Annotated in this window: 13 protein-coding genes; all 13 read left to right on the forward strand. The window is 68.4% G+C overall.

Features of this window, described 5'->3' with window-relative positions:
• The first annotated feature begins 25 nt into the window (after positions 1 to 25).
• The 13 genes from ABIC50_RS18885 to ABIC50_RS18945 all read left to right on the forward strand — a co-directional run bounded on the left by ABIC50_RS18885 (position 26) and on the right by ABIC50_RS18945 (position 13,231).
• On the forward strand, positions 26 to 1,096 hold the full coding sequence (locus ABIC50_RS18885; RefSeq protein WP_165753401.1) for an aromatic ring-hydroxylating dioxygenase subunit alpha: 1,071 nt from the start codon (positions 26 to 28) through the stop codon (positions 1,094 to 1,096).
• Entirely contained in the window at positions 1,089 to 1,859 is a 771-nt protein-coding gene (locus ABIC50_RS18890; protein ID WP_354166122.1) for an SDR family oxidoreductase, read from the forward strand. The genes ABIC50_RS18885 and ABIC50_RS18890 overlap by 8 nt, the downstream gene beginning before the upstream one ends.
• 39 nt (positions 1,860 to 1,898) lie before the next feature.
• Positions 1,899 to 2,426 (forward strand): cupin domain-containing protein, encoded by a 528-nt coding sequence (locus ABIC50_RS18895; protein WP_006751280.1) that lies wholly within the window; start codon positions 1,899 to 1,901, stop codon positions 2,424 to 2,426.
• Between the two features lie 19 nt (positions 2,427 to 2,445).
• On the forward strand, positions 2,446 to 3,357 hold the full coding sequence (locus tag ABIC50_RS18900) for an alpha/beta fold hydrolase (RefSeq protein WP_354166124.1): 912 nt from the start codon (positions 2,446 to 2,448) through the stop codon (positions 3,355 to 3,357).
• Positions 3,354 to 4,211: an IclR family transcriptional regulator gene (locus ABIC50_RS18905; protein WP_354166126.1), complete on the forward strand. Its 858-nt coding sequence runs from the start codon at positions 3,354 to 3,356 to the stop codon at positions 4,209 to 4,211. The genes ABIC50_RS18900 and ABIC50_RS18905 overlap by 4 nt, the downstream gene beginning before the upstream one ends.
• A gap of 76 nt (positions 4,212 to 4,287) precedes the next feature.
• A complete protein-coding gene (locus ABIC50_RS18910) occupies positions 4,288 to 5,085 on the forward strand; it encodes an SDR family oxidoreductase (RefSeq protein ID WP_354166129.1) in 798 nt (265 codons plus the stop codon).
• Positions 5,078 to 6,745: a thiamine pyrophosphate-binding protein gene (locus ABIC50_RS18915; protein WP_175654558.1), complete on the forward strand. Its 1,668-nt coding sequence runs from the start codon at positions 5,078 to 5,080 to the stop codon at positions 6,743 to 6,745. The genes ABIC50_RS18910 and ABIC50_RS18915 overlap by 8 nt, the downstream gene beginning before the upstream one ends.
• Entirely contained in the window at positions 6,738 to 7,565 is an 828-nt protein-coding gene (locus ABIC50_RS18920; RefSeq protein ID WP_012366317.1) for an aspartate dehydrogenase, read from the forward strand. Before ABIC50_RS18915 ends, ABIC50_RS18920 begins: the two co-directional genes overlap by 8 nt.
• Positions 7,566 to 7,671: 106 nt before the next feature.
• Positions 7,672 to 9,162 (forward strand): aldehyde dehydrogenase, encoded by a 1,491-nt coding sequence (locus tag ABIC50_RS18925; protein ID WP_354166131.1) that lies wholly within the window; start codon positions 7,672 to 7,674, stop codon positions 9,160 to 9,162.
• An 18-nt stretch (positions 9,163 to 9,180) separates the two neighbouring features.
• Positions 9,181 to 10,143, forward strand: a complete 963-nt coding sequence (locus tag ABIC50_RS18930) for a VOC family protein (RefSeq protein WP_354166132.1) — start codon at positions 9,181 to 9,183, stop codon at positions 10,141 to 10,143.
• Positions 10,140 to 11,384, forward strand: coding sequence for an NAD(P)/FAD-dependent oxidoreductase (locus ABIC50_RS18935; protein ID WP_165753392.1), 1,245 nt, complete (start codon positions 10,140 to 10,142; stop codon positions 11,382 to 11,384). The genes ABIC50_RS18930 and ABIC50_RS18935 overlap by 4 nt, the downstream gene beginning before the upstream one ends.
• A 29-nt stretch (positions 11,385 to 11,413) precedes the next feature.
• On the forward strand, positions 11,414 to 12,814 hold the full coding sequence (locus ABIC50_RS18940) for an MFS transporter (protein ID WP_105787048.1): 1,401 nt from the start codon (positions 11,414 to 11,416) through the stop codon (positions 12,812 to 12,814).
• 180 nt (positions 12,815 to 12,994) lie between these two features.
• A complete protein-coding gene (locus tag ABIC50_RS18945; protein WP_354166133.1) occupies positions 12,995 to 13,231 on the forward strand; it encodes a DUF3079 domain-containing protein in 237 nt (78 codons plus the stop codon).
• The last annotated feature ends 153 nt before the right edge of the window (positions 13,232 to 13,384 follow it).

A 13,384-nucleotide genomic window follows, 5' to 3' on the forward strand; every position in this document is an offset into this window, starting at 1 on the left:
CGACAACCGCATCCGGAGCACATTGATGACGTCCCCCGCACAACACGAAGTCCAACACGACCCGGTCCGCGCCTATCTCGACCGCGGCATCAAGAACTACTGGTATCCCGTCGCCCCGAGCTGGCAGGTGTCGAACGCGCCCGTCGGCCTCACGCGCCTGTCCGAGCAGATCGTGCTGTGGCGCGATCACGAGGGCAAGGTCCATGCGCTGGAAGATCGCTGCCCGCACCGCGGCGCGCGCCTGTCGCTCGGCTGGAACCTCGGCGGCAACATCGCGTGCTGGTATCACGGCGTCGAAATCGACGGCGGCGGCACGGTCAACCGCGTGCCGGCGGTGTCGAACTGTCCGCTCGAAGGGATGAAGTGCGTGAAGTCGTATCCGGTCGAGGAGAAGGCCGGCGCGATCTTCCTGTGGTTCGGCGACGAAGCGCACGGCGAGCCGGCGCCGCTGAACCTGCCGGAAGAACTGGTCGACGCCGAGTACGGCCACTTCCTGTGCGTGTCGAACTGGAAGTGCAATTACCAGTACGCGATCGACAACGTGATGGACCCGATGCACGGCGCGTACCTGCATGCGACGTCGCACTCGATGGCCGAAGGCGACAAGCAGGCCGACATGCGCGTGCGCAAGACGGAAACGGGCCTGATGTTCGAGAAGGTCGGCCAGCGCGACGTGAACTTCGACTGGGTCGAGCTCGGCGAAACCGGCTGCCTGTGGATGCGCCTTGCGATTCCGTACAAGCAGAAGTTCGGCCCGGGCGGCAACTTCGGGATCATCGGCTTCGCGACGCCGGTCGACGACGACAACTGCCAGGTCTACTTCTGGCGCACCCGCAAGGTCAGCGGCTGGCAGCGCGACGTGTGGCGCTTCATGTACCGCAACCGCCTCGAGGGCCTGCACTGGGACGTGCTCGAGCAGGACCGCTACGTCCTCGAAAGCCTTGCGCCGCATGCACGCGATCACGAATACCTGTACCAGCACGACGTCGGCATCACGCGCGTGCGCCGGATGCTGCGCCAGCGCGCGCAGGAACACCTGTCCGCGCTCGACGCGCACCGTGCGGCGCACGCCGCGGCGGAGCCCGCGAATGGCTGAGTTCGCTCCGGTCGTGTCGCTGCCGGGGCGTCGCGTGCTCGTCACGGGCGGCGCCCGCGGTCTCGGCGCGGCGTTCGTGAAGGCGCTGGTCGCGGCGGGCGCGCAGGTCGCGTTCGGCGACGTGCTCGCCGACGAGGGCCGCGCGCTGGCCGCGGAGCTCACACAAGCCGGCCACACCGCGCATTTCTTCGCGCTCGATCTGGCCGATCCGGCGAGCGTGGACGCATTCGTCGCGCAGGGCGCGGCGGCGCTCGGCGGCATCGACGCGCTGATCAACAACGCGGCGATCACGAACTCGGGCGGCAGGCTGTCGACGGAACTCGACGTGCCGACCTGGGATGCCGTGATGAACGTGAACGTGCGCGGCGTGTGGCTCGTCAGCAATGCGGCGCTGCCGCACCTCGCGCGCTCGGGCCGCGGCGCGATCGTGAACCTCGCATCGGACACCGCGCTGTGGGGCGCGCCGAAGCTGCTCGCGTACGTCGCCAGCAAGGGCGCCGTGATCGCGATGACGCATGCGCTGGCACGCGAGTTCGGCGCGCACGGCGTGACGGTCAACGCGATCGCGCCGGGGCTCACCGAAGTCGAGGCGACGGCCTACGTGCCGGCCGAACGGCATGCGTTCTACATGCAGGGCCGCGCGCTGACGCGCGCACAGATGCCCGACGACGTGACGGGCCCCGTGCTGTTCCTGCTGTCGGACGGCGCGCGCTTCGTGACGGGTCAGCTGCTGCCGGTGAACGGCGGCTTCGTAATGAATTGATTTGAATTGAAGTTTTCACTCTGAATGAAGGAGAGGACGATGGCGGATGCAGATCTCGAACGCAAGTCGTGGGACCAGCCGGATGACGCAAGCTTCGGCGACTGGATGGAAGGGCGCGTCGCGCGCTACGCGACGCGGCGCTACGACTGGGACGCGCTGAAGTTCCAGGCCGACTACGACCCGAAGTACCGCCGTGCGCAGATGCGCTACGTCGGCACGGGCGGCACGGGCGTCGCGAAGGACGTCAATACGGTGCCGGCCGGCAACTTCACGTTTTCGACGATGGTCATCCCGGCCGGCAACATCGGCCCGAGCCACATCCACACCGACGTCGAGGAAATCTTCTTCGTGCTGCGCGGCAAGATGAAGGTGATCTGCGAGCGCGACGGCGAGACCTGGGAAGCGATCCTCGGCGAGCGCGACCTGATCTCGGTGCCGCCGGGCGTGTATCGCACGGAAATCAACATCGGCGAGGAAGACGCGCTGATGTGCGTGATGCTCGGTTCGGCGAAGCCGATCACGCCGACCTATCCGCCAGATTCGCCGCTCGCGAAGATCAAGCGCTGAGACGGGGCGGAGCCAAGCAATGAGTGTCATCGACAAACGTGAACGCGACCGCACCGCGGCATTCGCCGCGCTGCTCGGGCAGTTTCCCGAACAGCGCGGCGCGGCCGGCGCGGCGGGCACGATCGGCTACCGTGAGGCTGGCGCAGGCGAGGCCGGCGCGCAGCATGCGGGCCACGCGCTGCCCGTCGTGCTGCTGCACGGGATCGGCTCGGGCGCCGCGTCGTGGGTGTGCCAGCTCGACACGCTCGGCGCGTCGCGACGCGTGCTTGCGTGGGATGCGCCCGGCTACGGCGTGTCGACCCCCGTGCACGGCGCATCGCCGACCGCCGCCGATTACGCGGCGTCGCTGAACGCGTGGCTCGAGGCACTCGGCATCGAACGCTGCGTGCTGGTCGGGCATTCGCTCGGCGCGATCATCGCGGGCGGCCTGTGCCGCCTGATGCCGGCGCGAATCGCCGGCCTGCTGCTGATCTCGCCCGCGGGCGGCTACGGCCGCGCGCCCGCCGAAACGCGCGACACGCGCCGCGACGCGCGCCTCGCGATGCTCGACGAACTCGGTCCGGCCGGGCTCGCCGAGCAGCGCAGCGGCAACATGCTGTCGGGTTTTGCGAGCGAGGATGCGCGTGCGTGGGTGCGCTGGAACATGGCGCGCATCGTGCCGGCCGGCTATGCGCAGGCCACGCATCTGCTCGCGAATGCCGATCTCGCGACCGATCTCGCCGGCTTTCGCGGCCGCACGGCCGTGGCCGTCGGCGCGAACGACGCAATCACGCCGCCCGCCGCGTGCGAGCGGATCGCCGCGGCCGCGCAGGTCGAACTGCAGGTGATTCCGCAGGCCGGCCATGCCGGCTATGTGGAAGCGCCGGTCGTCTATTCGTCGCTCATCGACACGTTCTGTCGTCAGTGCGACACGCAGCGAGGCATGGCATGAGCGAACCGCTGCAACAACCAGAATCCGACAGCACCAAGGCCGACGCCGGCTACGTGGTGCCAGGCCTCGAACGCGGCCTGCGGATCCTCGCCGAATTCTCGCCGCGCGAGCCGGTGCTCGGCGCGCCGGAGCTGTCCAAGCGCCTCGGCATTCCGCGCACGACGGTGTTCCGTCTGCTGCAGACGCTCGAATCGCTCGGCTTTCTCGAGCGGGCGGACAAGGATCGCAACTACAAGCTGGGCATCGCCGTGCTGCGGCTCGGCTTCGAATACCTGAGCTCGCTGGAGTTGACCGATCTCGGCCTGCCGGTGATCGAGAGCCTGCGCGACGCGACCGGCTTCACGACGCACATCGTGATCCGCGACGGCCGCGATGTCGTGTTCGTCGCGAAGGCGCAGTGCCAGTCGCCGGTGTTCAGCGCGATTCGCGTGAACGTCGGCACGCGGCTGCCCGCGCATGCGACGACCCACGGCCACGTGCTGATGGGCGACCTGTCGCTGAAGGAGCTGCGTGCGTTGTATCCGGAAGGCACGCTGAGCCGGATGACGAGCGCGACGCCGGAAACGGTCGATGCGCTGTACGAAGTGATCCGCGAGGATGCGCTGCGCGGCTACGGCATCAGCAATTCGTCGTTCGAGCGCGGTATCTCGGTGGTCACGGCGCCGGTGCGCAACGACACGCAGAAGATCGTCGCGTGCATCACGGTGACGGTGCCACGGCCGGAGATCGACGAGGCGCTGATCGCCGACGGCCTGTTCGACAAGGTGCAGCGCGCGGCGGCGGAACTGTCGCGGCGGCTCAATTACCGCTCGGATGACGAGCACACGTTTCTCAAAGCTTTAGGATTGAAATGAGACCCCCACGCATGCTTTGCACGCTGCCCCCCGAGGGGGCGGTCAATCCTCTTGGGGCGGCCCGGCGAGGATTGACATGATCCAGATCGATCTGACCGGGCAGGTGGCGGTGGTGACGGGCGGTTCGTCCGGCATCGGCCTCGCGACTGCCGAACGGTTCCTGCAGGCCGGCGCGTCGGTCGCGATTTGCGGCCGCGACGGCGAACGCCTCGCGCGCGCCGAAGCGATGCTCGGCGAGAAATACGCGGGCGCGCAATTGCTCGCCGTGCGTTGCAACGTGCTCGACGAAGCCGACGTGGCCGCGTTCGCGCAGGCCGTGTCCGAGCGCTTCGGCCGCGCCGACATGCTGGTCAACAACGCGGGCCAGGGCCGCGTGTCGACCTTCGCCGACACGACCGACGACGCATGGCGCGAAGAGCTCGAACTGAAGTACTTCAGCATCATCCGCCCGACGCGCGCGTTCCTGCCGCTGCTGCGCGACGCGCAGGCGCCGACGATCACCTGCGTGAACTCGCTGCTCGCGCTGCAGCCGGAGCCGCACATGGTCGCGACGTCGTCGGCGCGTGCGGGCGTGCTGAGCCTCGTGAAGTCGCTCGCGACCGAGCTGGCGCCGCAGCGCATCCGCGTGAACTCGATCCTGATCGGCATCGTCGAGTCGGGTCAGTGGCGCCGCCGCTACGACACGCAGGCGCAGGCCGGCGAAAGCTGGGAAGACTGGACGGGCGCGCTTGCCCGCAAGAAGAACATTCCGCTGAATCGCTTCGGCAAGCCCGACGAGGCAGCCTGGGCACTTTTTTATCTCGCAACGCATCTGTCGTCCTACACGACGGGCAGCCATATCGACGTTTCTGGAGGCTTTGCACGCCATGTCTAAAAAAACCACGGTTGGCGAGCTGATTGCCGCCTTTCTCGAGCAGTGCGACGTCAAAACCGCATTCGGTGTCATCTCGATCCACAACATGCCGATCCTCGACGCGATCAACTCGCGCGGCAACATCCGGTATGTCGGCGCGCGCGGTGAAGCGGGCGCGGTGAACATGGCCGACGGCCTGGCCCGCGTGTCGGGCGGCCTCGGCGTCGCGTTCACGAGCACCGGCACCGCGGCGGGCAACGCGGCGGGCGCGATGGTCGAGGCGCTGACGGCAGGCACCGCGCTGCTGCACATCACGGGGCAGATCGAGACGCCGTACCTCGACCAGGACCTGGCCTACATCCACGAAGCGCCGGACCAGCTCACGATGCTCGACGCGATCTCGAAGGCCGCGTTCCGCGTGCGCACCGTCGAAACCGTGCTGCCGACGATCCGCGAAGCGGTGCGTATCGCGCAGACCGCGCCGACCGGCCCCGTGTCGGTCGAGATTCCGATCGACATCCAGGCCGCCGAAATCGAATGGCCGGAAGACCTCGCGCCGGCGCACGTCGCGGTGCGCGAGCACGACGACGCACGCGTCGCGAAGCTCGCCGACGCGCTGGCGGCCAAGCGCCGTCCGCTGCTGTGGCTCGGCGGCGGCGCGCGTCATGCGCGGGCGGAAGTCGAACGCCTGGTGAAGCTCGGCTTCGGCGTCGTGACGAGCGTGCAGGGCCGCGGTGTGCTGCCGGAAGATCACCCGGCGACGCTCGGCGCGTTCAACGTGCATGCGTGCGTCGAGGCGTTCTACAAGACCTGCGACGCGCTCGTCGTGGTCGGCTCGCGCCTGCGCGGCAACGAGACGCTGAAGTACAAGCTCGCGCTGCCGCAGCCGCTGTTCCGCGTCGACGCCGATGCGCTCGCCGACAACCGCGGCTATCGCAACGAGCTGTTCGTGCACGGCGATTCGAAGCGCGTGCTGGCCGAATTGGCCGATCGCCTCGAAGGCCGCCTGTCCGTCGATCCGCAGTTCGCGCTCGATCTCGCGGCGGCGCGCGAGCAGGCCGTCGCCAGCGTGGCGGAAGGCCTGGGGCCCTACAAGAAGCTCGTCGATACGTTGCAAGCGGCGGTCGGCCGCGACTACAACTGGGTGCGCGACGTGACGATCTCGAACAGCACGTGGGGCAACCGCCTGCTGAAGATCTTCGAGCCGCGCGCGGGCGTGCATGCGCTCGGCGGCGGCATCGGCCAGGGCATCCAGATGGGCATCGGCGCGGCGCTGGCCGGCTCGGCCGCGAAGACGGTCTGCCTGGTCGGCGACGGCGGCCTGATGGTCAACGTCGGCGAGCTCGTGACGGCCGTGCAGGAAAACGCGAACGTGATGATCGTGCTGATGAACGACCAGTGCTACGGCGTGATCCGCAACATCCAGGATGCGCAGTACGGCGGCCGCCGCTGCTTCGTGCAGCTGCACCAGCCCGATTTCGCGCAGTTCTGCGCGAGCTTCGGCCTCACGCACTACCGGATCACGTCGCTCGACCAGGCCGAAGCGATCGTGCGCGAAGGGATCGCGAAGGAAGGGCCGGTGATGGTCGAGGTCGACATGCTGTCGGTCGGCGCGTTCGCATCGAACTTCGCGGGCCCGCCGGTGAAAAAGGAAGAGCCGTCGGAGCGGCAATATGCGTAACGGACACGCTCACGGGCATGCGCCCGTCGACGTCGCGATGATCGGCTTCGGCGCGATCGGTGCGGCCGTGTATCACGCGGTCGAGCACGATGCATCGTTGCGCGTCGCGCACGTGATCGTGCCCGAGCACCAGCGCGACGCGGTGCAGCGTGAGCTCGGCGGTGCGGTGGAGGTCGTGTCGTCGGTCGACGCGCTGGCCCGCCGCCCCGAGTTCGCGCTCGAATGCGCGGGCCATAGCGCGCTCGTCGATCACGTCGTGCCGCTGCTGAAGGCCGGCACCGACTGCGCGGTCGCGTCGATCGGCGCGTTGTCCGATCTCGCGCTGCTCGACGTGCTGTCGCAGGCCGCCGACGAAGGCGACGCGACGCTCACCTTGCTGTCCGGCGCGATCGGCGGGATCGATGCGCTGGCGTCGGCGAGGCAGGGCGGCCTCGACGAGGTGCTGTACGTCGGCCGCAAGCCGCCGCTCGGCTGGCTCGGCACACCCGCCGAGGAGCTGTGCGATCTGCGTGCGATGACCGAAGAGAAGGTGATCTTCGAAGGCACCGCACGCGACGCCGCGCGGCTGTATCCGAAGAACGCGAACGTCGCGGCGACCGTCGCGCTCGCCGGCCTCGGGCTCGACGCGACGCGCGTGCGCCTGATCGCCGATCCGGCCGTCACGCGCAACGTGCATCGCATCACCGCACGCGGCGCATTCGGCGAGATGTCGCTCGAAATGAGCGGCAAGCCGTTGCCCGACAACCCGAAGACGTCCGCGTTGACCGCGTACTGCGCGATCCGCGCGCTGCGCAACCGCGCGGCCCGCTGCGTGATCTGAGCGGACGACGCGGCCATTCCGGTCATTCGGGCCATTCGGGCCATAGAACGGCCGCCTGCGCCACGGCGCGGGCGGCTGGCAGAGACAGATTTGTGGGACTTGTGACATGACTCCATTCGATACGAGCCTCGTACCCAACGGCGACATCCTGATCGGCGGCGAGTGGCGGCGCGGCCGCGGTGCGCCTTACACGAGCATCTATCCGGCCGACCAGTCGCTGAACCTGGAAGTATCGACGGCGAACGCGGAAGACGCGGCCGACGCCGTCGTGGCCGCCGACGCCGCCTGGCGTCGCGCCGACTGGGCCGGACTCAAGCCGCACCAGCGCGCGCTGGTGCTGTACCGGATCGCCGAGCTGATCATGCAGCGTCACGAGGCGCTCGCGAACCTGCAGCGCCGCGACAACGGCAAGCCGATCGGCGAGACGCGCGTGCTGGTCGCGAGCGCGGCCAACACGTTCCGCTATTTCGCGGCATGCCTCGAGACGCTCGACGAAGAACTGACGCCGTCACGCGGCGACTATCTGACGATGAGCGTGCACGAGCCGATCGGCGTGATCGCGGCGATCACGCCGTGGAATTCGCCGATCGCGTCCGACGCGCAGAAGCTGGCCCCGGCGCTCGCCGGCGGCAACGCGGTGGTGCTCAAGCCGGCCGAGGTCACGCCGCTCGTGTCGCTCGCGCTGGCCCGCATCTGCGAGGAGGCCGGCGTGCCGAAGGGTGTGCTGAGCGTGCTGCCGGGCAAGGGCTCGGTGATCGGCGACGTGCTGGTCCGTCATCCGCTCGTGAAGAAGGTGTCGTTTACCGGCGGCACCGAAGTGGGCCGCGGCATCGCGCGCATCGCGGCGGAAAAGCTGATGCCCGTGTCGCTCGAACTCGGCGGCAAGTCGCCGACGATCGTGTGCGACGACGCGGATCTCGATCATGCGGTCAACGGCGTGCTGTACGGGATCTTCAGCTCGTCGGGCGAGGCCTGCATCGCGGGTTCGCGGCTGTTCGTGCAGCGCGCGGTGTACGACGAATTCATGCAGCGGCTGGTCGCCGGCGCACGCAAGCTGCGCGTGGGCGACCCGACGCGGCCCGACACGCAGATGGGCCCGCTGATCAGCGCGAAGCATCGCGAATCGGTGGAGCGCTACGTGGCGCTCGGGCTGGAAGAAGGCGGGCGCCTGCTGTGCGGCGGCGAGCGGCCGTCGGGCGACGGGCGCGAGCGCGGCTTCTTCTACCAGCCGACGATTCTCGAAGGCTTGCCGAACAGCGCACGCATCTGCCAGGAAGAAATCTTCGGGCCGGTGCTCGTCGCGATGCCGTTCGACGACGAAGCGTCGCTGCTCGCGCAGGCGAACGACAGCGTGTTCGGCCTCGCCGCCGGCATCTGGACGCGCGACTACAAGCGCGCGTGGCGCATCGCGCGCGCGCTCGAGACGGGCACCGTGTGGATCAACACGTACAAGCTGTTCTCGATCTCCACGCCGTTCTCGGGCTGGAAGGAGAGCGGGATGGGCCGCGAGAAGGGACGTCTCGGGATCCGCGAGTACATGCAGCAGAAGAGCCTCTACTGGGGCTTGAACGACGCGCCGCTGCCGTGGGCGAACTGAGCGAAGGGGAATGACGCAATGAGCATCTTGGGTATCGAGCAGATCACGTACGGTGTCGACGACCTCGCGACGTGCCGGCGCTTTTTCGCCGACTGGGGGCTGAAGGAAGTCGCGCACGACGACACGCGCGCTCGTTTCGAGACGATGAACGGCTGCACCGTGCTGGTCGTGAAGGCCGACGATCCGTCGCTGCCGCCCGCGTTCGAAGCGGGCCCGACGCTGCGTGAAGTCACGTGGGGCGTCGCGACGCGGCAGGAACTCGACGCGCTGCGCACGAAGCTGGCCGGCCAGCCCCGCTATTACGCACAGGACGATGCGGTGGGCTGCATCGATCCGAACGGGATGGCGATCCGCATCGAGGTGACGCGCAAGCGCGCGCTCGACATCACCGGCTCGCCGTCGAACGTGTGGGGCCACACGGCGCGCGTCGACCAGCCGAGCCCGATCTATGCGCGCGCCGAGCCGGTCGAGGTCGGGCACGTCGTGTTCTTCACGAACTGCCTCGACGCGCAGGAAAAGTTCTATCACGAGCTGCTCGGCTTCGAGACGTCGGACCGCTATCCGGGCCGCGGCGCGTTCATGCGCTGCGCGCCGCACGGCGGTCACCACGACCTGTTCCTGCTCGCGCTGCCGAACGGCAAGCGCGGCCTGAACCACGTCGCGTTCACCGTGCGCGACATCCATGAAGTGTTCGGCGGCGGCATGCACATCGACCGCTGCGGCTGGGAAACGCAGCTCGGCCCGGGGCGTCACCCGGTGTCGTCCGCGTACTTCTGGTACTTCCAGAATCCGGCCGGCGCGCTGATCGAGTACTACGCGGATGAAGACGTGCTGACACCGGAGTGGCAGCCGCGCGAATTCGAACCGGGCCCGACCGTGTTCGCAGAATGGGCCGTCGACGGCGGCCTCGACGGCAACACGCGCCGGCAGAAGAACGCGAAGGCGCCGGAAGGCAAGTTCATGACGGAGCGCAAATCATGACCGAAGCGAACACACAGGAGCAGCCCGCGCCCGGCACGGTCGTCGTGATCGGCGGCGGCCAGGCCGCCGGCTGGGTGCTGAAGACGCTGCGCGCGGAAGGGTTCGCGGGCCGCCTCGTGATGATCGCCGACGAGCCGCACCTGCCGTACGAGCGTCCGCCGCTGTCGAAAGCCGTGCTGGCTGGCGACGCCGACATCGAGACCGTGCGCGTCGTGCGTCCGGACGAATTCGACACGCTGAACGTCGAGGCATGGCAGCCGGAACGCGCGGCGTCGATCGACCGTGCGCGCCGTGTGGTGAAGACCGAAAGCGGCCGCGAGATCGAATACGACCGCCTCGTGATCGCGACCGGCGGCACGTCGCGCCGCTTGCCCGATGCGCTCGTCAACACGTCGAACCTGCACTACCTGCGCACGCTCGACGAAGCGGCCGCGCTCGGCGAGAAGCTGCGTGCGAGTCGGCGCGTGCTCGTGATCGGCGGCGGCTGGATCGGCCTCGAGGTCGCGGCAACCGCGCGCAAGCTTGGTGTCGAGGCCGTCGTCGTCGAAGGCGCGCCGCGTCTGTGCGGGCGCTCGGTGCCGCAGATCGTGTCCGACTTCCTGCTCGATCTGCATCGTGCGAACGGTGTCGACGTGCGTCTCGGCGCGGCGCTCGCGTCGCTCGACGCGCAGCCGGACGACGCATCGAAGGTGCGCGCGACGCTGGCCGATGGCACGACGATCGACGCCGATTTCGCGGTGGCCGGCATCGGCCTCGCGCTGAATGCGTCGCTCGCGAGCGACGCGGGGCTCGCGCTCGACGACGGCATCGTGGTCGACGAATTCGGCGCGACCAGCGACCCGGCGATCTTCGCGTGCGGCGACGTCGCGAATCATCACAACGGCTGGCTGAAGCGGCGCGTGCGGCTCGAATCGTGGGCGAACGCGCAGAACCAGGCGATCGCGGCCGCGAAGGCCGTGCTCGGCGTGCGTGCGCCGTATGCGGAAATTCCGTGGTTCTGGTCCGATCAGTACGACGTGAACCTGCAGATCCTCGGTGATCTGCCGGCCGATGCGCAGCTCGTCGTGCGCGGCGATCTCGCCGCGCGCCGCGCGACGCTGTTTTTCTTGGGCGATGGGCATGTGAGAGGTGTCATCGCCATCAACAACGCACGCGAGCTGAAGCTCGCACGCAAGTGGATGAACCAGGGCCGGGCAGTGGATACGGAAGCCCTGGCGGACACGACCAAAGCGCTTGCCTGACCGGCGACACGATCCAGGAGACTCCCCGCATGAGCACTTTCGACAACGTCGTGGCCGGCAGGGCCACGATGGAAGCTGCCGCCTCCACGCCCGGCGCGATCATCGCGCGGCTCGAGCGGCTTCCGGCCAACGCGATGCAGATCCGCGCGCGCGTGCTGATCGGCACCGCGACGTTCTTCGACGGCTTCGACGTGATCACGATCGCGGCGACGCTGCCGCTGCTGATTCACAAGTGGGGGCTGTCGCCGACGCAGATCGGCATGCTGATCGCGTCCGGCGCGATCGGCCAGCTGATCGGCGCGTTCCTGTTTCCCGCGCTCGCGGAGAAGCATGGCCGAGTGAAGGCGATCGCGTGGAGTTCCGCCGTGATCGGCGTCACCAGCATCGCGTGCGGCTTCGCGCCGACGTTCGAGATCTTCGTGCTGCTGCGGATCCTGCAGGGGCTCGGGCTGGGCGGCGAGCTGCCGGTCGCCGCGACCTACATCAACGAGATCACGCGTGCGCACGGCCGCGGCCGCTTCGTGCTGCTGTACGAGATCGTGTTCCCGATCGGCCTGCTGGTGTCGATGGCGCTCGGTGCGTGGCTCGTGCCGCGGTTCGGCTGGGAAATCATGTACTTCGTCGGCGGGCTGCCGCTGATCCTCGCGCTGGTGCTCACGCGCCTCGTGCCGGAATCGCCGCGCTGGCTCGCGTCGCGCGGGCGGCTCGCGGAAGCGGGGCGGGCTGTTGGCGTGTTCGAAGCGTCGGTGCGCGGCGAGCTGCCGCCGGCGACGCAAGCGGCGGCGTTCGACGAGATGGTGCGCCAGCACCCGAAGCGCCGGATGAGCGACCTGTTCAGCGCCGCGTATCGCAAGCGCACGCTCGCGGTGGCGACGCTGTGGGCGACCTGCGGGTTCATCCAGTACGGGTTGTCGACGTGGCTGCCGACGATCTACAAGAACTTCTATCATGCGCCGCTGCAGCTCGCGCTGAATCTCGCGGTGATCGGCTCGGTGATGGGCGTGCTCGGTTCGCTCGCGTCGGCGCTGCTCGTCGACAAGCTCGGCCGCAAGCCGGTGATCGTCTGGTCGTTCGTGCTGTGCGCGCTGTCGCTGGCGCTGGCGGGCGTCTATCACGCGTCGTCGGTGTATGTCGTCGCGTTCTTCTGTTCGCTGTCGCTGGGGCTGATGGCATCGGGCTTCATCACCGCGTACGTCTATACGCCGGAGCAGTATCCGACGAGCATCCGCGCGTCCGGCTGCGGGCTCGGCAGCGCATGGCTGAAGATCGCGTCGTTCGCCGCGCCGATGATCGTGCCGCACGCGATCATCGGCGGTAACCTCGCGCCGGCGTTCTACCTGATCGGCATCGTGCCGCTGATCGCGGCGCTGACCGTCCACTTCGTCGGGATCGAGACGAAGGGCAAGGTGCTGGAGGCGCTGGAGGCATAAGCGCGGCGGGCTGCAACGGCGGCAATCGCTGATACGGAAGGCCCGGACGATGTATGTCCGGGCTTTTTCGTTTTCGGAGCGACACCGGCGACGTGCGAACGAATGTCGCATCGGCGGCGCTTTCCCGTGCACTAGAGTCGAACGGTAGCGAACGAACCGACACCGGGAAGACGACGCATCATGGCCAAGAAATTTCCGCTGCATCCCGTGCATCCGGAGCGGATCTGCTGGGGATGCGACAACTATTGCCCGACGCAGGCGATGCGTTGCGGCAACGGCTCCAGCCGGACCCAGCACCCGAGCGAACTGCTCGGCGACGACTGGTATCGATACGGCGACTGGGGCATCGCATGCGCGGATGCCGACGACGCAAGCGCACCGTCCGCACCGTCGCGTGAAGCCGGCGGGCCATCCTAGCGACAAGTTGCCTCACCGGCCGGCATTCCGTTTGTTGATCTGCATCACGGTCGCGAAGCGCATGCCGAAACATCATGAAAAAGATGCATCAGAGAAGCATCTTGAAGCGGGCGAGCAGCCCGGCGGCCCGGAACACGCGTCCGGGGCGCCATT

Source organism: Burkholderia sp. 567 (assembly GCF_040545115.1).
Classification (GTDB): domain Bacteria; phylum Pseudomonadota; class Gammaproteobacteria; order Burkholderiales; family Burkholderiaceae; genus Burkholderia; species Burkholderia ambifaria.

Coding starts and splice junctions, on each gene's coding strand:
- ABIC50_RS18905 (WP_354166126.1), top strand. CDS start 3,354: ATGAGCGAACCGCTGCAACAACCAGAATCCGACAGCACCAAGGCCGAC.
- ABIC50_RS18930 (WP_354166132.1), top strand. CDS start 9,181: ATGAGCATCTTGGGTATCGAGCAGATCACGTACGGTGTCGACGACCTC.
- ABIC50_RS18920 (WP_012366317.1), top strand. CDS start 6,738: ATGCGTAACGGACACGCTCACGGGCATGCGCCCGTCGACGTCGCGATG.
- ABIC50_RS18890 (WP_354166122.1), top strand. CDS start 1,089: ATGGCTGAGTTCGCTCCGGTCGTGTCGCTGCCGGGGCGTCGCGTGCTC.
- ABIC50_RS18900 (WP_354166124.1), top strand. CDS start 2,446: ATGAGTGTCATCGACAAACGTGAACGCGACCGCACCGCGGCATTCGCC.
- ABIC50_RS18915 (WP_175654558.1), top strand. CDS start 5,078: ATGTCTAAAAAAACCACGGTTGGCGAGCTGATTGCCGCCTTTCTCGAG.
- ABIC50_RS18910 (WP_354166129.1), top strand. CDS start 4,288: ATGATCCAGATCGATCTGACCGGGCAGGTGGCGGTGGTGACGGGCGGT.
- ABIC50_RS18935 (WP_165753392.1), top strand. CDS start 10,140: ATGACCGAAGCGAACACACAGGAGCAGCCCGCGCCCGGCACGGTCGTC.
- ABIC50_RS18945 (WP_354166133.1), top strand. CDS start 12,995: ATGGCCAAGAAATTTCCGCTGCATCCCGTGCATCCGGAGCGGATCTGC.
- ABIC50_RS18925 (WP_354166131.1), top strand. CDS start 7,672: ATGACTCCATTCGATACGAGCCTCGTACCCAACGGCGACATCCTGATC.
- ABIC50_RS18895 (WP_006751280.1), top strand. CDS start 1,899: ATGGCGGATGCAGATCTCGAACGCAAGTCGTGGGACCAGCCGGATGAC.
- ABIC50_RS18940 (WP_105787048.1), top strand. CDS start 11,414: ATGAGCACTTTCGACAACGTCGTGGCCGGCAGGGCCACGATGGAAGCT.
- ABIC50_RS18885 (WP_165753401.1), top strand. CDS start 26: ATGACGTCCCCCGCACAACACGAAGTCCAACACGACCCGGTCCGCGCC.